22 protein-coding genes and 1 tRNA gene are annotated in these 22,835 nt (G+C 70.5%); 11 read left to right on the top strand and 12 right to left on the bottom strand.

Translation table 11 applies throughout. From position 1 onward, the window contains the following. Positions 1–62 precede the first annotated feature (62 nt). Entirely contained in the window at positions 63–1,214 is a 1,152-nt protein-coding gene (locus ACE1OA_RS18465; RefSeq protein WP_384871462.1) for a hypothetical protein, read from the top strand. 19 nt (positions 1,215–1,233) lie between these two features. On the opposite strand, the gene ACE1OA_RS18460 is transcribed toward ACE1OA_RS18465, so the two are convergent. Continuing rightward, the gene (locus tag ACE1OA_RS18460) at positions 1,234–1,776 is read right to left on the bottom strand and encodes a YbjN domain-containing protein (protein ID WP_356603520.1); all 543 of its coding nucleotides are present in this window, start codon (positions 1,774–1,776) and stop codon (positions 1,234–1,236) included. A 106-nt stretch (positions 1,777–1,882) separates the two neighbouring features. On the opposite strand from ACE1OA_RS18460, the gene ACE1OA_RS18455 reads away from it, so the two are divergent. Beyond that, entirely contained in the window at positions 1,883–2,344 is a 462-nt protein-coding gene (locus tag ACE1OA_RS18455) for a hypothetical protein (protein WP_386542626.1), read from the top strand. A 104-nt stretch (positions 2,345–2,448) separates the two neighbouring features. Here ACE1OA_RS18455 and clpB read toward each other — a convergent pair whose 3' ends face one another. Then, entirely contained in the window at positions 2,449–5,049 is a 2,601-nt protein-coding gene (clpB, locus tag ACE1OA_RS18450; protein WP_356603516.1) for an ATP-dependent chaperone ClpB, read from the bottom strand. A gap of 115 nt (positions 5,050–5,164) precedes the next feature. Here clpB and ACE1OA_RS18445 point away from each other — a divergent pair, with 115 nt between their 5' ends. Next, positions 5,165–5,578: a pyridoxamine 5'-phosphate oxidase family protein gene (locus ACE1OA_RS18445; RefSeq protein WP_147978888.1), complete on the top strand. Its 414-nt coding sequence runs from the start codon at positions 5,165–5,167 to the stop codon at positions 5,576–5,578. A gap of 194 nt (positions 5,579–5,772) precedes the next feature. Here the strand turns inward: ACE1OA_RS18445 and ACE1OA_RS18440 are convergent, their stop codons facing one another. After that, positions 5,773–6,093, bottom strand: a complete 321-nt coding sequence (locus ACE1OA_RS18440) for a (2Fe-2S)-binding protein (protein WP_147978887.1) — start codon at positions 6,091–6,093, stop codon at positions 5,773–5,775. Beyond that, positions 6,090–6,341: a hypothetical protein gene (locus tag ACE1OA_RS18435; RefSeq protein WP_356603513.1), complete on the bottom strand. Its 252-nt coding sequence runs from the start codon at positions 6,339–6,341 to the stop codon at positions 6,090–6,092. The genes ACE1OA_RS18440 and ACE1OA_RS18435 overlap by 4 nt, the downstream gene beginning before the upstream one ends. Before the next feature lie 128 nt (positions 6,342–6,469). Here ACE1OA_RS18435 and ACE1OA_RS18430 point away from each other — a divergent pair, with 128 nt between their 5' ends. After that, positions 6,470–7,456 (top strand): helix-turn-helix transcriptional regulator, encoded by a 987-nt coding sequence (locus tag ACE1OA_RS18430; RefSeq protein ID WP_187282711.1) that lies wholly within the window; start codon positions 6,470–6,472, stop codon positions 7,454–7,456. Between the two features lie 2 nt (positions 7,457–7,458). Beyond that, a complete protein-coding gene (locus ACE1OA_RS18425; RefSeq protein ID WP_356776185.1) occupies positions 7,459–7,932 on the top strand; it encodes a hypothetical protein in 474 nt (157 codons plus the stop codon). Positions 7,933–8,026: 94 nt separating this feature from the next. On the opposite strand, the gene ACE1OA_RS18420 is transcribed toward ACE1OA_RS18425, so the two are convergent. From ACE1OA_RS18420 to dnaK, 4 genes are read right to left on the bottom strand one after another with little or no spacing between them, the layout of a single operon-like run. Continuing rightward, positions 8,027–8,479 (bottom strand): heat shock protein transcriptional repressor HspR, encoded by a 453-nt coding sequence (locus ACE1OA_RS18420; protein WP_147978884.1) that lies wholly within the window; start codon positions 8,477–8,479, stop codon positions 8,027–8,029. 4 nt (positions 8,480–8,483) lie between these two features. After that, positions 8,484–9,674 (bottom strand): molecular chaperone DnaJ, encoded by a 1,191-nt coding sequence (dnaJ, locus tag ACE1OA_RS18415; RefSeq protein ID WP_384871471.1) that lies wholly within the window; start codon positions 9,672–9,674, stop codon positions 8,484–8,486. 30 nt (positions 9,675–9,704) lie between these two features. Beyond that, entirely contained in the window at positions 9,705–10,367 is a 663-nt protein-coding gene (grpE, locus tag ACE1OA_RS18410; protein ID WP_356603507.1) for a nucleotide exchange factor GrpE, read from the bottom strand. Further along, on the bottom strand, positions 10,367–12,211 hold the full coding sequence (dnaK, locus tag ACE1OA_RS18405) for a molecular chaperone DnaK (RefSeq protein WP_356603505.1): 1,845 nt from the start codon (positions 12,209–12,211) through the stop codon (positions 10,367–10,369). Before dnaK ends, grpE begins: the two co-directional genes overlap by 1 nt. Positions 12,212–12,445: 234 nt before the next feature. On the opposite strand from dnaK, the gene ACE1OA_RS18400 reads away from it, so the two are divergent. The 3 genes from ACE1OA_RS18400 (at position 12,446) to ACE1OA_RS18390 (ending at position 16,414) form a co-directional block, all read left to right on the top strand. Beyond that, positions 12,446–12,931 (top strand): sugar transferase, encoded by a 486-nt coding sequence (locus ACE1OA_RS18400; protein ID WP_356603503.1) that lies wholly within the window; start codon positions 12,446–12,448, stop codon positions 12,929–12,931. A gap of 180 nt (positions 12,932–13,111) precedes the next feature. Further along, positions 13,112–15,364, top strand: coding sequence for a (Fe-S)-binding protein (locus ACE1OA_RS18395; RefSeq protein WP_356776179.1), 2,253 nt, complete (start codon positions 13,112–13,114; stop codon positions 15,362–15,364). A 174-nt stretch (positions 15,365–15,538) separates the two neighbouring features. After that, positions 15,539–16,414: a Yip1 family protein gene (locus ACE1OA_RS18390; protein ID WP_356603499.1), complete on the top strand. Its 876-nt coding sequence runs from the start codon at positions 15,539–15,541 to the stop codon at positions 16,412–16,414. Positions 16,415–16,487: 73 nt separating this feature from the next. Here the strand turns inward: ACE1OA_RS18390 and ACE1OA_RS18385 are convergent, their stop codons facing one another. Both ACE1OA_RS18385 and dcd read right to left on the bottom strand, forming a co-directional pair. Next, complete coding sequence (locus ACE1OA_RS18385; RefSeq protein WP_356776177.1) at positions 16,488–16,985, bottom strand: phosphoribosyltransferase; 498 nt, start codon at positions 16,983–16,985, stop codon at positions 16,488–16,490. Between the two features lie 13 nt (positions 16,986–16,998). Next, a complete protein-coding gene (gene dcd, locus ACE1OA_RS18380) occupies positions 16,999–17,574 on the bottom strand; it encodes a dCTP deaminase (RefSeq protein ID WP_017240230.1) in 576 nt (191 codons plus the stop codon). 392 nt (positions 17,575–17,966) lie between these two features. Between dcd and ACE1OA_RS18375 the strand changes: the two genes are divergently transcribed. Beyond that, positions 17,967–18,037: transfer RNA gene (locus tag ACE1OA_RS18375), tRNA-Gly, on the top strand. A 98-nt stretch (positions 18,038–18,135) separates the two neighbouring features. On the opposite strand, the gene ACE1OA_RS18370 is transcribed toward ACE1OA_RS18375, so the two are convergent. Both ACE1OA_RS18370 and ACE1OA_RS18365 read right to left on the bottom strand, forming a co-directional pair. Then, entirely contained in the window at positions 18,136–19,236 is a 1,101-nt protein-coding gene (locus ACE1OA_RS18370) for a serine hydrolase domain-containing protein (protein WP_432753083.1), read from the bottom strand. A gap of 290 nt (positions 19,237–19,526) precedes the next feature. Then, positions 19,527–20,633 carry a helix-turn-helix transcriptional regulator gene (locus ACE1OA_RS18365; protein WP_384875392.1) on the bottom strand — a complete coding sequence of 369 codons (1,107 nt, stop codon included), beginning with the start codon at positions 20,631–20,633 and terminating at the stop codon, positions 19,527–19,529. Between the two features lie 189 nt (positions 20,634–20,822). On the opposite strand from ACE1OA_RS18365, the gene ACE1OA_RS18360 reads away from it, so the two are divergent. Then, positions 20,823–22,247: an FAD/NAD(P)-binding protein gene (locus ACE1OA_RS18360; RefSeq protein ID WP_384875395.1), complete on the top strand. Its 1,425-nt coding sequence runs from the start codon at positions 20,823–20,825 to the stop codon at positions 22,245–22,247. A gap of 74 nt (positions 22,248–22,321) precedes the next feature. After that, positions 22,322–22,603 carry a transposase gene (locus ACE1OA_RS18355; protein ID WP_386545313.1) on the top strand — a complete coding sequence of 94 codons (282 nt, stop codon included), beginning with the start codon at positions 22,322–22,324 and terminating at the stop codon, positions 22,601–22,603. Positions 22,604–22,835 lie beyond the last annotated feature (232 nt).

Here is a 22,835-nt window from a genome sequence, read left to right as displayed (position 1 = left end):
GGCCCACCCGAATCCCGTGCGCACGGAGGTGCACCCTGTTCGCCGAGACCCTCGACCGGGCGGTGTCGTCCGCCTCCGCCCGGCGGGCGACCCGCGGGTGGACCTCGCTGTACCGGGCCGCACCCGCGCTCGGGCTCTTCGCCGCCGCGCGACTGACCGGGATGCTCGTCCTCGCCCTGTGGTCCTGGCACATCGGGCGCTCACCGCGCGCGCTGCTCGCGACCTCGTGGGACTCCGACTGGTACATCCGGATCGCCGCGAACGGCTACGGCCGCACGCTGTACTGGCCGGACGGCGGCGCCCAGTCCGACCTTGCCTTCTTCCCGCTCTATCCGGCGCTGGTCCGGGCCGTGACCACCGTCCTGCCGGTCACCGGCGGCACCGCAGGACTGCTGCTCTCGTGGCTCGCGGCCGGTGCCGCGGCCTGGGGCGTCTACCTGGTCGGCGAACGGCTCCACGGGCGGCGCACCGCCGTGTTCCTGGTCCTGCTCTGGGGCCTGCTGCCGCACTCGATCGTGCTGTCCATGGCGTACACCGAGCCGGTGATGACCGCCTTCGCCGCCTGGTCGCTGCACCTGCTCCTGGCACGCCGCTGGCTGGCGGCCGGCGTCCTCGCGACGCTGGCGGGGCTCTCCCGCCCCAGCGGGATCGCGGTCGCGGCGGCCGTCCTCGCCGCCGTCGCCCACGAGCTCTGGCGCCGGCGGGGCCGGGTGGTGTGGCGGGTATGGGCCGCGGCGGCCCTCGCTCCGGCCGGCTGGCTCTCGTACCTGCTGTGGGTCGGCGGCCGCCGGGGCGATCTGCTCGGCGGGTACTTCGCCGTCCAGTCCGGCTGGACCTCCCGCTTCGACCTGGGCGCCGGTTCGCTGCGCTTCGTCCGCGACCTGCTGCGCGGGCCGACCCAGTTCGGGTTCGTGGCGGCCCTGGTCCTGACGGCGGCCGGGGTGCTCCTCTTCGCGCTGCTCGCGCTGGTCGAGCGGCCTCCGCTGCCAGTGCTGGTCTACACGGGCGTGCTGGTGCTCATCGCCGTCGGCGGCTCCGGCTTCTTCGAGTCCAAGCCGCGCTTCCTGCTGCCCGCGTTCCCGCTGCTGCTCCCACTGGCGGGGGCCATGACGAAAGCCCGGCCGAGGGCCGCGATCGTGGTGATCGCCGCCCTGGCCGGGCTGTCGTTCTGCTACGGGGTGTACGCGCTCACGATCGCGCGCATGGCCCTGTGAGCGGGCGGGGGCCGGTCGCTCAGCCCTCGTCGCCCGCGTCGCCGTCGGCCTTGTCCTCGGGGGACTCCAGGCCGAACTGCTCCACGAGCCACTTGTCGAACTCGATGGAGGCGCGGACCCAGCTGACGGTGGAGGACACGAAGTGCTCCAGCGCGACGCCGGTGCCGATCAGCATCTGGGCCTCGCCGATGAGGCGGAGGGTGGCGGAGCCGTCCTCCTCCTCGTGCAGGTGGGTGTACACCTTGGGCCACAGCGTGCGGCGGTTCCAGTCGTCGATCGCGTCGAGGACCTTGGCGCGGTCGTCGGCGGAGTGCGGCCGGTCGTAGAACGTCCGCACCGAGAAGACCCGCTGGTCCTCCTCGCCGCGGAACATGAAGTACGTACGGAATTCCTCCCACGGCGCCGCGAGGTCACCCTCGTCGTCGACGACGTACTTCAGCTCCATCTGGTCGAGGAGCTGCTTGACCAGTTCCTGGTCGGGAACGACGGGGCCCGCCGGTCCTGCGGCCTGAGGCTGGGGCTGGCCCCCGAAATTCGGAATCGAGGACGGGTCGATGCTCACCGTGAATATCCCTTCGTACGGTTGCCGCCATCCTCTCCCATACCGGCCGGTCCGTGGCAAGCCCCGCCGCCCGCGATCCGCTGCGGGCTGACAAGATCTGGTGCCCATGGGGGACCAGACGGAAGAGAACGCGATGCCGGCGAAGCCGGTGAGGCCGCGCCGGTCGACGTGGATCTGGGTGTCCGTGCTGGTGACACTGTGCTGCGGCGGCCCGCTCGCCCTGCTGGTGTGGGGCGCGCTGGCCTGGAGCTCGGCGGGTGACGCGACGGGCGTCTCATGCACCGAGGCGATGGACTTCGCCCGCGGGTCGCTGCCGGCGAGCGCCGGGCACGCCCGGTGCACCGAGGCCCATTGGCAGGAAACGCGCGTCACGGCGGACTTCCTGATGCCGCGGGGCGAGGTCGCGGACTGGCTGGCCGCGACGTATCCGGCCGGAGAACCACCGTACTCCTGCGCCGGCGACCTGTGCCTGAAGGTCTCGTACGACGAGGCGCTGTACGTGGACGTGCGGGTCACGTACGAGGACGCGGACACCGCCCACGTCCGCCTCTCCGCGTTCGACACGTGACGGGGCCGTTCCCCACGTGACGGGGGCCGTTCCCCACGTGACGGGGGCCGTTCCCCACGTGACGGGGGCCGCGGGCCGCCGTGAGCGGCCCGCGGCCCCGTCCGCTACTGCGCCGCGCCGACGATCAGGCCGTCCTCGAACCGGTCCACCCGGACCGTGTCGCCGTCGGTGACCTCGCCCGCGAGGATCTCCCTCGCGAGCCGGTCCCCGATCGCGGTCTGGATCAGACGGCGCAGCGGCCGGGCGCCGTACGCCGGGTCGTTGCCCTCCTCGGCGAGCCACTCCAGGGCCGCCGGGGTGACCTCCAGCGTGAGCCGGCGCTCGGCCAGCCGCCTGCCGAGCCGGTCGATCTGGAGCTGGGCGATCCGCCCCAGCTCGGTCCGGTCGAGGGCCGAGAAGACGACCAGGTCGTCCAGGCGGTTGAGGAACTCGGGCTTGAAGGAGGCCCGGACGACCTCCAGGACCTGCCGCTTCTTCTCCTCGTCGGACACCGGCGCGTCGAGCGGGCCCGGCCCGCTGAGGAACTGGCTGCCCAGGTTGGACGTGAGGATCAGAAGAGTGTTGCGGAAGTCCACCGTCCGGCCCTGGCCGTCGGTCAGCCGGCCGTCGTCGAGGACCTGGAGCAGGATGTCGAAGACCTCCGGGTGGGCCTTCTCCACCTCGTCCAGGAGCACCACGCTGTACGGGCGGCGGCGCACCGCCTCGGTGAGCTGGCCGCCCTCCTCGTAGCCGACGTAGCCGGGAGGCGCGCCGACGAGGCGGGCGACCGTGTGCTTCTCGCCGTACTCCGACATGTCGATGCGGACCATGGCCCGCTCGTCGTCGAAGAGGAAGTCCGCGAGCGCCTTCGCCAGCTCGGTCTTGCCGACACCGGTGGGGCCGAGGAAGAGGAAGGAGCCGGTCGGGCGGTCGGGGTCGGCGATGCCGGCCCGGGTCCTGCGGACCGCGTCGGAGACGGCGCGCACGGCCTCGGTCTGGCCGATCAGCCGCTTGCCCAGCTCGTCCTCCATGCGCAGCAGCTTCTGCGTCTCGCCCTCCAGCAGGCGACCGGCCGGGATGCCGGTCCAGGCGCCGACCACGTCCGCGATGTCGTCCGACCCGACCTCCTCCTTGACCATGGTGTCCTTGGACGCCTCCTGCTCGGCCTCGCTCGCCGCCTCCAGCTCCCGCTCCAGCGACGGGATCTCGCCGTAGAGCAGCTGGGAGGCGGTGTCGAAGTCGCCGTCGCGCTGGGCCCGCTCCGCCCGGCCGCGCAGCCCGTCGAGCCGTTCCTTCAGCTCGCCGACGCGGTTGAGGGACTGCTTCTCCTTCTCCCAGCGGGCGGTGAGCCCCCGCAGCTCCTCCTCGCGGTCGGCGAGGTCGCGGCGCAGCTTCTCCAGCCGCTGCCGGCTGGCCGCGTCGGTCTCGTTCTTCAGCGCCAGCTCCTCCATGCGGAGGCGGTCCACGGACCGCTGGAGCTCGTCGATCTCGACGGGCGAGGAGTCGATCTCCATCCGGAGCCGGGAGGCCGCCTCGTCGACGAGGTCGATGGCCTTGTCGGGCAGGAAGCGGGAGGTGATGTAGCGGTCCGAGAGGGTCGCGGCGGCGACCAGCGCGGCGTCGGCGATCTGGACCTTGTGGTGGGCCTCGTAGCGGCCCTTGAGGCCGCGGAGGATCGCGATGGTGTCCTCGACGCTCGGCTCGGCGACCAGGACCTGCTGGAAGCGGCGCTCCAGGGCGGGGTCCTTCTCGATCCGCTCGCGGTACTCGTCGAGGGTCGTCGCGCCGACCATGCGGAGCTCGCCGCGGGCCAGCATCGGCTTGAGCATGTTCCCGGCGTCCATGGCGGAGTCGCCGCCGGCGCCCGCGCCGACGACGGTGTGCAGCTCGTCGATGAAGGTGATGATCTGGCCGTCGCTCTCCTTGATCTCGGAGAGGACGGTCTTCAGCCGTTCCTCGAACTCGCCGCGGTACTTGGCGCCGGCGACCATGGCGCCGAGGTCGAGGGAGACCAGGCGCTTGTTCTTCAGCGACTCGGGGACGTCGCCCTTCACGATCCGCTGGGCCAGTCCCTCGACGACGGCGGTCTTGCCGACGCCGGGCTCGCCGATGAGGACGGGGTTGTTCTTGGTGCGGCGGGACAGCACCTGGACGACGCGCCGGATCTCGTGGTCCCGCCCGATGACGGGGTCCAGCCTCCCCTCGCGCGCGGCGGCGGTGAAGTCCGTGCCGAACTTCTCCAGTGCCTTGTACTGACCCTCCGGGTCGGGTGTGGTCACCCGGCGCCCTCCCCTTGCCTTCTCGAACGCTTCCAGCAGCTTCGCGGGCGTCGCCCCCTGCCGGGCGAGCACCTCGCCGGTCTGCCCGCCCTTCGCGGCGATCCCCATGAGCAGGTGCTCGGTGGACAGGTACTCGTCCCCGAGGTCCTTGGCCCGCTCGGCGGCATCGGCGATGACGGCGAGCAGCTCACGGTTGGGCTGCGGCGGCGCGACCGTGGAGCCGGTCACGCTGGGCAGGGCGGCCAGCAGCCGCTCCGTGGCAGACCGTACCGCCGCCTGGTCGGCCTCGACGGCGGCGAGCAGGTCGACGACGTTCTCGTTGTCCTGACCCGCGAGGAGCGCGAGGAGCAGATGCGCGGGGGTCAGGTCGGGATGCCCCTCGGACACGGCGCGGCCACTGGCGGCGTTGATCGCGTCCCGGCTCTTGTTGGTCAGTTCGGCGTCCACGTGCGGGGTCTCCTCCTTGCGGGTCGGTCGGCTATGACTCCTCCAACGTACACAAAGTTGAGTCTATTCCACTCAAGGTGTCGAGGGGGCGTCTTCCGCGGGTAGGTTCCGGGACATGGCGACTGACCCGCGGAACCCCGAAGACTCGTACCTCGCCTTCTGGCGCGAGTACCACATGAGCACCCTGACCACGCCGCGCGCGGACGGCACTCCGCACGTGGTCGCGGTGGGCGTGACCTATGACCCCGAGGGCGGCTCGAACGGCATCGCCCGGGTGATCACCAACAAGCACAGCCGGAAGGTCGCCAACGTCCTGGCGGCGGGTCCGGAGGGCGCGCGGGTCGCGGTCTGCCAGGTGGACAAGGGCCGCTGGGCGACGCTGGAGGGCGTGGCGCGCGTCCGCACGGAGGAGGACGTCGTCGCGGACGCGGTCGACCGCTACGCCGCGCGCTACGGCCGGACCCCGGCCCCGAACCCGGACCGGGTCGTCATCGAGATCGCGCTGACCCGGGCGATGGGCCGCGCCTGAGGGCTCTCCCGTGATCCGCGGCGGGTGGGCGGCGGGGCGAGCCGGGCGGGAGGCCGCACGGTTCCGGTCCCACCGATTCCGGACTCACTGATTCCGGTTTCGGGCAGCACAACGGCGCCATCGCGTTTCAGGTCCGCGATGGCGCCGCTGTGTGGGGGAAGTACCTGAGCGATCTTGAACGACGGGGGAACCGCTCAGGCACTGCGGGGGGTGGCGGTGGTGGTCTCGGGTTCGAGCAGCTGGTGGTCACGCTGGTCGAGATTGACGAAGATCATGCCGTACCTGATGGCACAGCGGACGGGTTGCGGGGCGCCGCGCGGGCGCCGCAGGCATCGGTAGGCGCGGATCTCCTCGTCCTCACCCCGCGCGATGATGATCGGCTCACCGAAGAGGGTGACCATCAACGACTCGCCACCGTGCGGCACTGCCGTGACGAGGTCGATGAAATGCCACCCGGATCGGTACGCCGTCGCCATCTCGCGACGGAAGACCCGGTCGTCCGGCGGAAAGGTCATGCGCCCGCGCCCGCCTCGACGGAGACCCGGTCGGGGTGCTCCTGGGTCGGCGCGAACTCCCACGAGGGCTCACCGGGCGCGGCGAGCACCGAGTGCGCCGGCTCGCTCTCCCACGAGGGCTCGCCCGGGTCCGCCGTCACCGCGTACTTCGGGGTGCTCTCCCACGAGGGCTCGCCCGTGCCGACGAGTACGCCGAGAGCAGCCGCCGCAACGGCTATGGCGCTGAGTGCACGAACCATCCTGGTCATGGCCGATCTCCACCTCTTTTGATCATTACCTCCTCCCCCGCGAATAAGACGATGGCTCACTCTCGACCCTTCCACCAGCGAACCCAGGCATCATGTTCCTGTAATTCAAAACCCTGAGGGGGGTGCACATGCGGACAGAAAGAGGCGATACAGGACATATCCACAGGCACGGTGAACTATGCGACGTGGGTAAGACCTTGTACGCGAACGCGTTGCGCATGGGCCGGATCACCCGTTCCGAGACTGACGCCGCGCCCTGCCTCGTCCGCCTCGCACTGCTCCACCCGGACCCCGACGACGGTCAGTGGCTGCTGCCCGTGCCGCCGTCGATCGCGCTCAACCAGCTCATACACCCGCTCGAGCAGGAGATCCAGGCGCGCCGGCAAGAGGCCATCTCGCTGGCCGACACGTTCGAGCCTTTCATGACCATCAACCGGCTGGACCCGGCGGCCTCGCACGCCATCACCGTGCTCGAAGGCCTGAGCATGATCAACGCGACGCTCGACCGGGTCACCGCCGAGTGCACCGAAGAGCTGCTCACCATCCAGCCCGGGAGCGGGCGCCGTCCCGACACCCTGGAGAAGGCGCTGAAGCGGATGGAGCCGCTGCTCGACCGCGGTGTCCGGATGCGCACCCTGTACCAGCACACCGCACGGCACCACCCCGCGACGCTGGCCTACGTGGAGCGGGTCGCCCCCTACGGCCTGGAGCTGCGGACGCTCGAGGAGATCATCGACCGGCTGATCATCGTCGACCGCAAGGTCGCCTTCGTGCCCGCGCGCAGCGACCGGCAGGTCGCCCTGGAACTGCGCCACGAGGGCCTGGTGCAGTACCTCGTCGGCGTCTTCGACCAGTTCTGGCTGCACGGCGTCCCGTGGGAGGAGGGAGTGGTGTCCTACACCACCGCCCTCGACGGCATCAGCGGCGTCCAGCGCTCCATCGCCAAGCTCCTCGTCGAGGGCCACGTCGACGAGGCCATCGCCCGCCGGCTCGGCATGAACGTCCGGACCTGCCGCGCCCACATCGCCAAGCTCGCCTCTGCCCTCGGCAGCGGCAGCCGCGCCCAACTCGGCTACCTCATCGCCCGGTCCGGGATCCTGGAGCAGGACGACTGACCATGTACGCGCAAATCGACCTCGACGGCCGCGCCGGGACCCTGCGGGTGTCCGGGCACGGGATGCCCACCGTGGACCTCGTACGGAAGCCCGGCACCGAACCCGACCGGCACACCCCCATCGGGACCCGCAGGCCCGACCTCCTCACCCTCACCGTCGACGGCGTGGGCGCCCGGATCAGGCCCGCCCGGGGCCGGCTCTGGCGGCGGTCCTACCGGGTGGACGCCACCGTCGGCGGGGTGACCTACCGGCTCGTCCCCTGCTCCCATCGGGAGAGCCGGCTGCTGCGCGACGGGCGCAGGATCGGCGCGCTGGAGTCCGCCGGTGACGGACGGGCGGACGCCGACTGGGACGAGGGCGTCCCCGTCGAGCCCCGGGACGTCGCCGTCGGCACCGCCCTCGCCGCCGCCTTCGGCACGGGCGCCGCGCCCTGGTGGGAGACCGCCGCGGACGTGATCGGCGAACTCATCCCCTGAGGGCGTCCCGTGGACCCCAGCGGCCGCCTCCCGGCCCCGGACGCGAAGGGGCCCCCTCCCGTCCGGGAGGGGGCTCCTTCGCAGGCCGTGCGGGCTACTCGCCGCGCTTGGGACGCCACACCACCAGTGCGCTCGCCTGCTGCACATCGGTGTACGGCACCAGGTCCCGGCGGTACGAGGCGTGCACCTGGGCCTCGCGCTGGCGCAGCGTCGCCGCTGCGCCCTCCACCGCCGCCGACAGCTCGGACACACGTGCCTGCAGCGCGGCGACCTGGTTCTCCAGTTCGATGATGCGCTTGATGCCCGCGAGGTTGATTCCCTCGTCCTGCGACAACTGCTGGACGGTGCGCAGCAGTTCGATGTCGCGGGCCGAGTAGCGCCGGCCGCGGCCCGCCGTGCGGTCCGGGGAGACCAGGCCGAGACGGTCGTACTGGCGCAGGGTCTGCGGGTGCAGGCCGGAGAGCTGGGCCGCCACCGAGATGACGTACACCGGCGTCTCGTCGGTCAGTTCATAGGGGTTGCGGCTGCGCCCTGGTCTGATGTCCATTGCGTCAAGCTCCCTTCGCGGCCTCGAACAGCTCTGCCCGCGGGTCCTCGCCCGCGGTCGCCTCGCGGTAGGTCTCAAGGGCCTCGCGCGCCTTGTCGTCCAGCTCCGCGGGCACCGCGACCTCCACCGTCACCAGCAGATCGCCGCGCGTGCCGTCCTTGCGGACCGCGCCCTTGCCCCGGGCGCGCATGGTCCGGCCGTTGGGCGTGCCCGCCGGCAGCTTCAGCGTCACCGCCGGGCCGCCGAGCGTGGGCACCTTGATGTCGCCGCCGAGCGCCGCCTCGTGGAACGACACGGGCACGGTGACGGTCAGGTTGTCGTCCTTGCGGCCGAAGACCGGGTGGCTGTCGACGTGGACGACGACGTAGAGGTCGCCGGACTGGCCGCCGCGCTCGCCCGGTGCGCCCTTGCCGCGCAGCCGGATCCGCTGGCCGTCGGAGACTCCGGCGGGGATGCGGACCTGCATGGTGCGGGAGGACTTGGCCCGGCCGCTGCCCTTGCAGACCTCGCAGGGGTTCTCCGCGATGAGGCCGCGGCCCTTGCAGTCCACGCACGGGTCGGTCAGCGAGAAGGACCCGCTGCCGCCGCGCGAGACCTGGCCGGTGCCGACGCAGGTCGGGCACACCCGGGGGGTGCCGTTCTTGTCGCCGGTGCCCGAACAGGCCTTGCAGGGCTGCTGGCTGGACATCCGCAGCGGCACGGTCGCGCCGTCGACGGCCTCGACGAAGCTGAGCGTCACCTCGGACTCGATGTCCTGGCCGCGGCGGGGCTGCGTGCGCGGGCCGGCGCCGGCGCCCGCTCCCCGGTTGAACAGGCCGCCGAAGACGTCTCCGAGACCGCCGCCGAAGCCGCCGGCCCCACCGGGGCCGCCGGGGGCCTGGGCGCCTCCGAAGAGGTCGCCCAGGTCGAAGTTGAACGTGCCGCCCGCCCCGCCGGGTCCGGCGCGGAATCCGCCGTTGCCGAAGAGCGCGCGCGCCTCGTCGTACTCCTTGCGCTTCTTGGGGTCGCCGAGGACGTCGTTCGCCTCGGAGATCGCCTTGAAGCGCTCCTCCGCCTTGGTGTCACCGGTGTTGGCGTCCGGGTGGTTCTCGCGGGCGAGCTTCCGGTACGCCTTCTTGATCTCGGCGTCGGTGGCGTCCTTGGGGACGCCGAGAACCTTGTAGTAGTCCTTCTCGACGAAGTCCTTCGTGCTCATCGACGTCCCTCCTCTCGGACGATCGTTGCGCTAGCCCTCTTCGGGGCCACCGCTCTCCTCGTCTGCCGACTTCTCTTCCTTCGCGGCCGGCGTCGCCCCGGGCTGGGGCTCGGCCACCGCCACGCGCGCGGGCCGGATGGTCCGCTCGCCGATGCGGTACCCCGGCTGCAGGATCGCCACGCAGGTCGTCTCGGTGACGTCCGGCGCGTACGAGTGCATCAGGGCCTCGTGGATCGTCGGGTCGAAGGGCTCGCCCTCCTTGCCGAACTGCTGCAGACCCATCTTGGCGACGACGGTCTCCAGCGATTCGGCCACCGACTTGAACCCGCCCACGAGTTCGCCGTGGTCCCGGGCCCGGCCGACGTCGTCGAGCACGGGCAGGAGCTCGGTCAGGAGGGTCGCGACGGCGATCTCCTTGACCGTGACCCGGTCCCGCTCCACGCGGCGGCGGTAGTTCTGGTACTCGGCCTGGAGCCGCTGGAGGTCTCCGGTGCGCTCGGAGAGAGCGCTGCGGATCTGGTCCAGCTGGGCGGTGAGACCGGCGGTCTCGGCCGTCTTGCTGCTTGCGTCCCCGGCCGGGGCCGCCGGGCCCTCCTCCGCAGAGGTGGGCTCGGCGGCTTCGGCGGCGTCGTCAGGGGTGCCGCCGGAGGGGACGTCGGGCTTCTCCTCGAAGCCCGGGGTCTCCTCCGACATCAGGCCGCGCCACCCTTCGGCTTGTCCTCGTCGACGATCTCGGCGTCGACGACGTCGTCGTCGGCCTTCGCCTCGGCGTGCGGGGCGTCGCCGCCCGCGGCCTGAGCGGCCTGCGCGTCGGCGTACATCGCCTGGCCGAGCTTCTGGGAGACGGCCGCGACCTTCTCGGTGGCGGTGCGGATGTCCGCGGTGTCCTCGCCCTTGAGCTTCTCCTTCAGCTCGGCGACGGCGGTCTCGACCTCGGTCTTGACCTCACCGGGGACCTTGTCCTCGTTGTCCTTGAGGAACTTCTCCGTCTGGTAGACGAGCTGCTCGCCCTGGTTGCGGGTCTCGGCGGCCTCGCGGCGACGGTGGTCCTCGTCCGCGTACTGCTCGGCCTCCTGGCGCATCCGGTCGACCTCGTCCTTCGGCAGCGAGGAGCCGCCGGTGACGGTCATCTTCTGCTCCTTGCCCGTGCCCAGGTCCTTCGCGGTCACGTGCATGATGCCGTTGGCGTCGATGTCGAACGCGACCTCGATCTGCGGGACTCCGCGCGGGGCCGGCGGCAGACCGGTCAGCTCGAACATGCCGAGCTTCTTGTTGTACGCCGCGATCTCGCGCTCGCCCTGGTAGACCTGGATCTGCACGGACGGCTGGTTGTCCTCGGCCGTCGTGAAGATCTCGGACCGCTTGGTCGGGATCGTGGTGTTGCGCTCGATGAGCTTGGTCATGATGCCGCCCTTGGTCTCGATACCGAGGGACAGCGGGGTCACGTCGAGGAGCAGGACGTCCTTGACCTCACCCTTGAGGACACCGGCCTGCAGGGCGGCGCCGATGGCGACGACCTCGTCCGGGTTCACGCCCTTGTTGGCCTCCTGGCCACCGGTCAGCTCCTTGACGAGCTCGGCGACGGCCGGCATACGGGTGGAGCCACCGACGAGAACGACGTGGTCGATCTCGGACAGGTTGATGCCCGCGTCCTTGATGACGTTGTGGAACGGCGTCTTGCAGCGCTCCAGCAGGTCGGACGTGAGCTGCTGGAACTGAGCCCGGGTGAGCTTCTCCTCCAGGTGCAGCGGACCCTCGGCGGAGGCCGTGATGTACGGCAGGTTGATCGACGTCTCCGTGGAGGACGACAGCTCGATCTTCGCCTTCTCCGCGGCCTCGCGGAGACGCTGGAGAGCCATCTTGTCCTTGGCCAGGTCGACGCCGTGACCGTTGGCGAACTGCTTCACCAGGTAGTCGACGACACGCTGGTCCCAGTCGTCACCACCGAGGTGGTTGTCGCCGTTCGTGGCCTTCACCTCGACGACGCCGTCGCCGATCTCCAGGAGGGACACGTCGAAGGTGCCGCCACCGAGGTCGAAGACGAGGATCGTCTGGTCGTCCTTGTCGAGGCCGTAGGCCAGGGCGGCCGCGGTCGGCTCGTTGACGATGCGCAGGACGTTGAGGCCCGCGATCTCACCGGCCTCCTTGGTCGCCTGACGCTCGGAGTCGTTGAAGTACGCCGGGACGGTGATGACCGCGTCGACGACCTTCTCGCCCAGGTAGGCCTCGGCGTCGCGCTTGAGCTTCTGCAGGATGAAGGCGCTCATCTGCTGCGGGTTGAAGCTCTTGCCGTCGATGTCGATCTTCCAGTCGGTGCCCATGTGGCGCTTGACCGACCGGATGGTCCTGTCGACGTTGGTGACCGCCTGACGCTTGGCGACCTCGCCGACGAGCACCTCGCCGTTCTTCGCGAAGGCGACGACGGACGGCGTGGTCCTGGCGCCTTCGGCGTTGGTGATGACGGTGGGCTCGCCGCCTTCGAGAACGCTGACGACGGAGTTAGTCGTGCCCAGGTCGATGCCGACCGCACGTGCCATTTCAATTCCTCCAGCTGACTTGAGTGGAACTGACTCAAGGATGCACGACAGCTCCCACTGAGTCAACAGACCTGAGTGGAGGGGGCTCAACTCTTCGGTCTGCATCTCACTCAAAGACAGCGGAATGAGCGCGTCGGTTCCGGGGCGGACGCCCCCGGGCGTGAGAGAGTCCGGAATGCCACAGCCGGGCAAAGCAGGTATATCCCACGAATATCCCACGAAAGGGTGTGGGGCATGACGGCCAAGCGTGTACTCGACCTCACGGGCGGACTCCTCCTGCTGACCCTCTTCACCCTCCCGATCGCCGCCGTCGCGCTCGCCGGGGCCCTCACGGCGGGCGGCCCGGGCCGCGTCCTGCGCCGCCGGACGATGGCCGGCCTGGGCGGTGACCCGTTCGTGATGCTGACCTTCCGCACGCCCGGCCCGCTCGCCGCCCTGCCCCTGCTCCTCCACGTCGTACGCGGGGAGATGTCCCTGGTGGGCCCCTGCCCCCTGGTCCCGGAACACCGGGAGTGCACGGGCGAGGCCCGCCGCCGGCTGTCCGTCCGGCCCGGCCTGACCGGTCCGTGGCAGGTCAGCGGGCGTTCCGAGCTGCCGTGGGAGGAGCGGGAGCTGCTCGACCTCCACTACGTGGACCACCACTGGCTCGGGATGGATCTGGCCGTCCTGGCGCGTACGCTTCCAGCAGTGCGCAGACGCCGCGCGGCACGGACCGCCTGAGCGCGCGGGATCCGGCGGGAGGGCAAGGCTTGCCTGAGCGACACAGATCACCGCGGGCGCCGCTACAGCGCGGAGCCGTGACGGGGTAATCTCAGCACGGACTGAATAAGTTACCGCTTAGTAGCGCCACACTCGAACGTGCCGGCGCTCCGCCTCGCAGGCCCGCCCGAGGAGCCCCTCATGCAACTCGCCGCGATCGTCGTGTCGATCGTCATCACGGTGGTAGCCGTCGCGTTGTTCGGCCGCGCCATCGCGCAGATCTACCGCTTCGTGCGGCTCGGTCAGCCGGTACCCGCGGGCACGCGCACCGGCGACCCCACACAGCGCACCGTCACGCTGGTCAAGGAATTCCTCGGCCACACCCGCATGAACCGCTGGGGCATCGTCGGCGTGGCGCACTGGTTCGTGGCCGTCGGCTTCTTCTCGCTGCTGCTCACCATCGTCAACGCCTTCGGCCAGCTCTTCCAGGCCGACTGGCTGATCCCGATCATCGGCGACTGGCTGCCGTACGAGATCTTCACCGAGTTCCTCGGTCTGATGACCGTCCTCGGCATCGTCACCCTGATCGTGATCCGGCAGCTGAACCGGCCGGGCGGAGCGGGCCGCAAGTCCCGCTTCGCGGGATCCAAGACCGGCCAGGCGTACTTCGTCGAGGCCGTCATCCTCATCGTCGGCGCCTGCATCATGACCCTGCGCGCCCTGGAAGGCGTCCAGCACCACGTGACCAGCTGGGAGCCGGGCTTCTTCGCCTCGTACCCGCTGATCGCGCTGCTCGACGGGCTGGACCTGAGCACGATCCAGCACCTCACCTACTTCTTCGCGGCGCTCAAGATCGTCACGTCCTTCACCTGGATGATCACGGTCTCGCTGAACACCAACATGGGTGTCGCGTGGCACCGCTTCCTCGGCTTCCCGAACATCTGGTTCAAGCGGAACTCCGACGGCTCCACCGCGCTGGGCCCGCTGCAGCCGATGACGACGGCCGGCAAGGAGATCGACTGGGAGGACCCGGCCGAGGACGCCGTCTTCGGTGTCTCCCAGGTCGAGCAGTTCTCCTGGAAGGGCATCCTCGACTTCTCCACCTGCACCGAGTGCGGCCGCTGCCAGTCGCAGTGCCCCGCGTGGAACACCGGCAAGCCGCTCTCCCCCAAGCTCCTGATCATGTCGCTGCGCGACCACGCGCACGCCAAGGCCCCGTACCTGCTGGCCGGTGGCGGCAAGGACATGGAGGGCAACGAGCAGGCCTCCGAAGAGCAGCTCAAGGACGTGCCGGCCGCGGCCCTGGCCGAGGCCGAGCGCCCGCTGATCGGCACCGTCGAGGAGAACGGCGTCATCGACCCGGACGTCCTGTGGTCCTGCACCACCTGCGGCGCCTGCGTCGAGCAGTGCCCGGTCGACATCGAGCACATCGACCACATCGTCGACATGCGCCGCTACCAGGTGATGATCGAGTCCGCCTTCCCGTCGGAGGCCGGCACGATGCTCAAGAACCTGGAGAAGAAGGGCAACCCCTGGGGGCTGGCCAAGAAGCAGCGCGTCGAGTGGACCAAGGAGGTCGACTTCGAGGTCCCGATCGTCGGCAAGGACGTCGAGGACCTCACCGAGGTCGACTACCTCTACTGGGTCGGCTGCGCCGGCGCCCTGGAGGACCGGGCCAAGAAGACCACCAAGGCCTTCGCCGAGCTGCTGCACATCGCGGGCGTCAAGTTCGCGATCATGGGCGGCGAGGAGAAGTGCACGGGTGACTCCCCGCGCCGCCTGGGCAACGAGCCGCTGTTCCAGCAGCTGGGCCAGGAGAACGTCGCGATGCTGAACATGGCGTTCGGCGAGGACGACGAGGACGAGTCGACGAAGAAGCCGAAGTCGGCCAAGAAGATCGTCGCCACCTGCCCGCACTGCTTCAACACGATCGCGAACGAGTACCCGCAGCTGGGCGGCGAGTTCGAGGTCATCCACCACACGCAGCTGCTCCAGCACCTCATCGACGAGGGCAAGCTGATCCCGGTGACCCCGGTCGAGGGCCTGATCACGTACCACGACCCCTGCTACCTGGGCCGCCACAACAAGGTCTACACGCCGCCGCGCGAGATCATGAGCGCCGTCCCCGGCCTGCGCCAGCAGGAGATGCACCGTCACAAGGAGCGCGGCTTCTGCTGCGGCGCCGGCGGTGCCCGGATGTGGATGGAGGAGCGGATCGGCAAGCGCATCAACAACGAGCGTGTCGACGAGGCCCTGTCCCTCAACCCGGACATCGTCTCCACCGCCTGCCCGTTCTGCCTCGTCATGCTGACCGACTCGGTCAACGGCAAGAAGAACGACGGCAAGGCCAAGGAGTCCGTCCAGGTCGTCGACGTGGCCCAGCTGCTGCTCGACTCGGTGAAGAAGCCGGTGGAGGAGCTCCCGGCCGAACCCGAGCCGGAGCCCGCGCAGTAGCACTCCGCGAGCACCGGAAGGGGCCGCCCCGCGATCACGCGGGGCGGCCCCTTCCGCATGCCCGGCCCACCGCGGCCGTGCCACACCCCCGGATGCCCGGGATGTCCCTTAGGGGATGTCACAGCTCAGTGGCAAAGGAGCGCCCCGGCAGCGGGAACGGGTACGTTCAATGACGTGGCTGGATTCAGGAACGGACGCGGCAGGGACAACCGCCCCCCGCAACGACAACCGCAGCAGGCGCCGTACGGGTACAACGCGGCCCCGCCGCCCTACCCGCAGCAGCAGTGGCCCCAACAGGGCCAGGGCGGCGGCCAGGGCGCCCCGTACGGGCACCGGCAGGCGCCCCAGGGGCACGGGGAGCCCGAGTACTTCGGCGACCCGTACGCGCAGCAGCAGCAACAGCACGCCGCGGCGAACAACCCGGGCCACACGCAGATGTTCAGCGTCCACGACGACCCGTACGGTGACGCCGCCACGTACCACTCCGGCGCGGCCCCCGTCCCCACGGGCCCCCGTCTGCCGTGGAAGGCGCTGCTGAGCGGCATCGTGCTGCGCCCCGCCCCGACCTTCCTGCAGATGCGGGACCACGCGGTGTGGGGCCCGGCGCTGGTCGTCACCTTCCTCTACGGCATGCTGGCGATCTTCGGCTTCGACCAGGCGCGCGAGGAGGCGATCAACGCCACGCTGACCACGGCGATCCCGTACGTCCTGATGACGGGCGTCGGCTTCGTCCTCGGCGGGCTGGTCCTCGGCGTCGTCACCCACACCCTGGCCCGCCAGCTCGGCGGTGACGGCTCGTGGCAGCCCACCGTGGGCCTGTCGATGCTGATCATGTCGATCACGGATGCGCCCCGACTGCTCTTCGCCCTCTTCCTGGGCGGCGAGAACGGCCTCGTGCAGGTGCTCGGCTGGGCGACCTGGCTGGCGGCCGGCGCGCTCTTCACCCTGATGGTGAGCCGCTCGCACGACCTGCCCTGGCCGAAGGCGCTGGGCGCCTCGGCGATCCAGCTGGTGGGCCTGCTCTCGCTGATCAAGCTCGGCACGCTGTAACCGCGCCCCACAGACGCGGGAAGGCCCCCACCGGACACCGGTGGGGGCCTTCCCGCGTCTGTGGTTCATCCGCTCACGCGTCGAGGACCTGGCCCTCGCGCCTCACGACGGGCGGCTCGACGGACCAGGGGAAGTTGATCCACTCGTCGGTCTTCTTCCACACGTACTCGCACTTCACGAGCGAGTGCGACTTCTCGTAGACGACGGCGGAGCGCACCTCGGCGACGTGGTCGACGCAGAAGTCGTGGACCAGCTTGAGGGTCTTGCCGGTGTCGGCGACGTCGTCGGCGATCAGGACCTTCTTGTCGGAGAAGTCGATCGCGTTGGGCACCGGCGCCAGCATCACGGGCATCTCCAGCGTCGTGCCGACGCCGGTGTAGAACTCCACGTTCACGAGGTGGATGTTCTTGCAGTCGAGCGCGTAGGCCAGACCGCCGGCGACGAACACGCCGCCGCGCGCGATGGAGAGGACGACGTCGGGCTCGTAGCCGTCGTCGGCGATGGTCTGCGCCAGCTCGCGCACGGCCCGCCCGAAGCCCTCGTAGGTCAGGTTCTCGCGTACCTCGCTCATACCGGTCACCGCCTCACACCTGGGTCCGATGGAAGTTCATGAAGGAGCGGGAGGCCGTCGGCCCGCGCTGCCCCTGGTACCGCGAGCCGTAGCGCTCGCTGCCGTAGGGGAACTCGGCGGGCGAGCTCAGCCGGAACATGCACAGCTGCCCGATCTTCATCCCCGGCCAGAGCTTGATGGGCAGGGTGGCGAGGTTCGACAGCTCCAGGGTCACGTGCCCGGAGAAGCCGGGGTCGATGAACCCGGCGGTGGAGTGCGTCACGAGGCCCAGCCGGCCCAGCGAGCTCTTGCCCTCCAGCCGCGACGCGATGTCGTCCGGCAGCGTGATGACCTCGTAGGTCGAGGCGAGCACGAACTCGCCGGGATGCAGGATGAACGCCTCGTCGCCCTCCGGCTCGACCTCACGCGTCAGGTCGAGCTGCTCGACGGCGGGGTCGATGTGGGGGTAGCGGTGGTTCTCGAACACCCGGAAGAAGCGGTCAAGCCTCACGTCGATGCTCGAGGGCTGCACCATGGATTCGTCGTACGGGTCGATGCGCACCCGTCCGGCGTCGATCTCGGCCCGGATGTCCTTGTCTGAGAGAAGCACGACCCCACGATACGCAGAGGGCGCGGACCTCCCCCAATCGGGAAGACTCCGCGCCCGGACATCATCGGCGCTGCTCAAGCTCCACGGGTACCGCGTGCCGCAATCGCGCGCACCGTGGGCACCGGACCAACCGCCCGGGCCCGATCCGCCCGGGCCCGAGCTGCTGCAACGGGAACGAAGCGGTACTGAACACGTGCCCTTCGGCACAACGGACGACGGTGCGCTCCATCGAACCCATCAAGTCCCTTCCCCGACAAGTGGTGGACGAGACAGCCACATTAGGGGATCAACAGGACACGACTCCAGGCGGCGCTCCGCCACGGACAGCCACGTCTCGAGTTCGACATGGGGTACAGTGTCGGAGTCTGCGGTACCGATCTTCGGGCCGCTGCGCGGATGTAGTTTAATGGTAGAACATGAGCTTCCCAAGCTTATAGCGCGGGTTCGATTCCCGTCATCCGCTCTTGAACGAAGGCCCAGGTCAGCGACCTGGGCCTTGCTTGTTGTCTAGACCTCTCAGAGTGCGTCCCTACGCGTGCCACGAGTGCCTGCTCCAGGTGGCTAGCGCTTCTTGGCGCACAGGGCCGTGTCCACCGCCCCTTGGAGGTGGCGAAGGCTTTCGCCTTCGGCTGCCCAGGTCGTGGTGTAGACGGTCACGGTTGCGCGGCCCGCCGTGGCGCGGCCTCCGCCCACGGAGTCGCCGGGCAGGTCGCCGCCGTGGCCCCAGTAGACGCCGCCGCAGCTGAGGGGGATCGAGGCGATGCCATAGCCGTAGCGGCTGCCCGCCGGGTAGACGTCGCGCCCGCCGACAGCGGTGGTGTCCCGGGTCATCTGGCGCACCGCCCAGTCGGGCAGGAGGCGGCCGCCCAACAGCCCGTCCCAGAAGGCGTTGAGGTCCCTGGGCGTGGAGACAAGGCCGCCGGATGCCCCGAATTCGTACCCGGGAAGCTCGGTGACGTCCACCCGGCCGGCCTCCGGCGCGGCCGGGTGGACGCCGTAGTTGCGGGCGTGCGGTCCGCGCAGGGACAGCTCGCCAGGCGTGGGCCAGTAGGTGTCGTCCAGGTGCAGCGGGCGCAGGATCGTGCGCTCGATGTACGCGCGGAAGCCGACCCCGGACGCCTTGTCGATCACCATGCCGAGCGCGAGGTAGTTGGTGTTGGAGTAACCCCAGCCGGTGCCGGGCTCAAAACCGGGCTTCTCCTTGAGGGCGAGGTCCAGATGGTCCTCGGGCGTGCCGGGCCGGGTCCAGTCGACCAGCGTGGCGTACTCCGGCAGCCCGCTGGTCTGCTTGAGCAACTGCCTGATCGTGATCCTGTACTCGGAGAGCTGCGGCACGTACCGGCCGGCGCGGTCGTCCAGCCGTATCCGCCCGTCCGCCACCAGGCGCATCACCGCTGCCGCGGTGAACGCCTTGGTGTTGCTGGCCACCCGGATCCGCCCCCGCTCATCGACCACGGGCCGGCCCGACTCCAGGTCCGCGACACCGGCGGTACGTGTCGTCCTGCCGTCGTAGGCCAGGGCGCCCGGGACCTTGTCGGCGTCGACGAGCAGATCCAACTGCCGCTGTACCGGGTCGATCGGCCGAGCCGCGGCCGCCGGGACGAACGCCCCGATGGTTGTTGCGGCGAGCAGAACTGCGGTGGCGATGCGCTTGCGGTGCATGTGTCTTCCCCCTGGTCGTGGCCCGGCCCGCATGGGCCGCTCAGCCGCTTGACGACGACTCTGCCAGGACACCGACACAAGATCATTGCGCCCAACCCCCGAACAGGCGGGCGGCCAACCCCCCTTGACACATGCGGCTTGCCGTGCGAGTTCATCCGCCGGCCTGACCGGCTGCCGCATGCGGAACGGCCTCGGCAACGCCATCACTGCACCGCGGCCAACCCCAGCCACCACGCAGGGCCGCCGGCATTGCCGAATGCGTGCGCGATGCGCAGGAAAGTGGTCGTCGCTCACACGGGCCGGTAGTGCTCGGCGAAGAGTCGTGCGACGAGTTCGCCTCGGGTGGAGACCTCCACCTTGCCGAAGACGGCCTTGAGGTGGTCGCGCACGGTGTGCGGGGAGATGAACAGCGTCGAGGCGATCTCGGTGGTGGGCAGCCCGCGCGTGATGAGCTGGGTGACTTCCAGCTCGCGCGGCGTCAGGCCGTACGCCTCGGCGATGAGGACCGCCCGGTCGCCGGCGGCCGTCTGCTCGATGACGAGTGCCACGGGGCCGGGTTGCCCGGCGGGGCCGCTGAGGCAGGAGGCATGGCAGGTCAACCAGCGGTCGTCGACGGTTCGGATGCGCACTCTCGCGGCGCCTGCTCGGTCGCGGCCCCGGGCGATCGCTCGTGCCTGTAGCACGGTGGCGACCACCCAGATCGGCAGCCTCAGGCCCAATTGCGAGGGGATGGAGGGGCCTTCAGGGAGTTGCGAGAGGTGCTGCCGCGCCTCCTCGTTGATCGACGTCGGTTCGCCGGAGGGATCGAAGAGCACCAGCCCGGGCGCGGGTGCGTCGGTTGCGCCGCCGGACGCGGACGGGCGGGCGAACCGGCGTATCCGAGAGGCCAGCGGACCGGACAGGCCGGCGAGCAGCCTGGTCTCGGCCGGGCCGAACGGGGGGCCACCGCGCAGGCGGAACAGGCTCACCACGGCCCATGGCCGGTCGCCGACCCGCAGCACGGCCCGTAGTTCGTCACCCACGCCTCGGCTCCCGAGCAGCCGACGGAAGCGCGCGCTGCGTGCCGGCAGGTCGCCGGTGGCCGCGCGCAGGCCGGCCGCCGGGACGGCGGCGCGGGCGAGGTCCCGAAACGGGAGGACGTTCTCCTCCAGAAGTTCACTTTCCCAGTATTCGGCGCAGCTCTCGCTGGAGCCGAGGTTCTCCACCAGCATCGGCGCGGTGATGAGGCCGGTCTCCGGGTCGGTGGCCGCCCATACGGCCGATTCGAACGGCATGAGCCGTCGCAGGTTGGCGGACGTCCGGCTGAAGAGTTCGCGTGTGTCGCCGGCCCCCTCTGCACCCGACAGCACCTTGGCGTGACCTGACAGCACCTCGGCGTGGCGGCCCGCATCAGGCATGGAGATCCCTCCCGGGGTGTGGATGCAGGCCAGCCTGCCCGCCCTCTTGTCCTGCGCCAACCCCCCGTTCGAGGGGGTCATTCCCAGCAGGTCACCGCTCGTGGGGGATGGGGCTCGGCATGGGCGGCGGCGAGGCTCGAAGAGGCCGCGGCTCCTTTCGGTGGCGGCCTGGAATGTGAAGGGAAATACATGGACATCGCAATCGTCGGAGCGGGTGCTGCTGCGGTCGGCCTGCTGGACGCGCTGGCGGCCAGCGCCGACAGCCCTGGGGCCATCACGGTGTTCGAGCCGTCCCCGCATCTTTGGCGAGGCCGCCCCTACGGCCCGGACCTGAACACGGTGTTGGTCAACGCACCACCGTCCATCATGTCGATCCGCCACCTGGACTTCGGGCACTACGCGGCCTGGCTGGGCACGCGTGGCACGGCTCACCTCGACGAACGGCTGGGCCAGCCGCTGGTTTCGCGCGCGCTCTACGGCGAATACCTGACGCACACCGCGGAGGCGGCGTTGGCCACCCTGCGCGAAGACGGCTGGCGGGTTCGCATCGTCCCCGCCCGCGTCACCGGGGTAGCCCAGTCCGGGGCCGACTGGTCGCTGCGCACCGAGGACGGACGTGGGCACGAGGCCGGCCACGTGGCGCTGTGCGTGGGCGGGGGGACACCGCAAGACCACTACGGTCTCGGCGGCGCCTCCGGTTTCGTGGATGATCCGTACCCGCTGGCACGCACACTCGACAGGGTGCCGCCCGGCAGCGGCATCGCGGTCATCGGGAGCGGCCTGACCGCGGTCGACGTCGTCGTGTCGCTCGCCGCGCGCGGGCACACCGGGCCGATCACGCTGCTGTCCCGCAGCGGTGCGCTGCCCCACGTCTGGCAGCGCCCGTTCGAGCACCGGCCGCAGCATGTGACCGCCGAGCGGGTGGCGGCGCTGCACCGAAAGCACGGTGTCGTCACCCTCGAGGATCTCATCGGGCTGATGCGCGCCGAGCTGGCGGAGGCGGGAGAGGACTTCGAAGCCTTCGCGGCCGAACTGCTGGCGACCACAACCGAAGAGCCGGTCCGGCGCCTGCGAGCGCAACTGGCCGCTGTCGACGACTCCAGGATCGGCCGCCGGGTCCTCCAGGAGACGGCGCACAGTGTCGGCCCGTACGCGTGGCGGCTGCTGCCCGAGCCCGACCGCGTGCGGCTGCGGCATCACTTCCGTACGGCGACGAGCGTGGCCTCGCCGATGGTCCCGGTGAACGCCGCCACCATGCTGCGGCTGTTGGACTCCGGGCAACTCACCGTCGCCGCGGGCGTCCGCAAGATCGAGGTTGCGGATGGAGCGTTCCGGGCGCACGGCGACGACGGCGTACGCGCTTATGACGTCGTCGTCAACGCCGTGAATCCGCTGCCTCGAGCGATTCCTCGGACGGCCGGCTCGCTGGTCACGGCACTGCTGGCCGACGGCTCGGCCGAGCTGCACCCGGCCGGGGGGCTGGTTCCCGCTGACCCGCGTCTGCACGTGGTGGGAGACCTCGCCGGGGGCGGCTCGTTCCTTACGTCAAGCATTGCGGGCATCGCGGCCCAAGCGGCAGGGGTCGCGCGGACGATCGTCGCGGCCAGGGACTGAATCCCCCACCCCGGCCTGGCCGCTGGCTCGAGAACGGGCTGGTCGCAGAGTTCCACGACCGGCTGCGCGGCCGGGTGCGGGAGCGTGGGGGGCGCGAAGCGGAGCCGACGGCGGGGGTCATCGACGCGCAGTCGGTGAAGGCCGCCGCCTCGGTGCCCTCAGCCTCACGCGGTCTCGACGGCGGCAAGTTGGTCAACGGAAGGAAGGGGCACATCGTGACCGACTCCCTGGGCCTTCTGCTGGTCGTGGCCGTGACCGCCGCGAACGTGGGCGATCGCGAAGCGGCCACCGGCCCGCTGACCCGGCTGCGCGAGCTGCGCCGGGACATCTGCCTGGTCTGGGCCGACGGCGGCTAACCGCCGACTGACCGGAGGCAGCCGCAGACCATCCCCGTCTGAAAACGGTCAGGACGCGGCGAGGCCGGGAGACAGGGGTGCGGGCCGGCTGAGTTCCGGCCCCGCGTCCCACGCCTCAGTGAGGGCGCCACCATGAGGGGCGTGCCCCACCCGTGCCCTTAGGGACGGTCAACAGCGGTCAGACCCGGAGCACGGAGGCCCTGGAAGGCGCTTCGAAGGGTCGACTCCCGCA

This window comes from Streptomyces sp. JL2001 (genome assembly GCF_050917515.1).
Taxonomy (GTDB): Bacteria; Actinomycetota; Actinomycetes; order Streptomycetales; family Streptomycetaceae; genus Streptomyces.
Note: the sequence above shows the minus strand (reverse complement) of the source record. Positions and strands in the feature narration are given on the sequence as shown.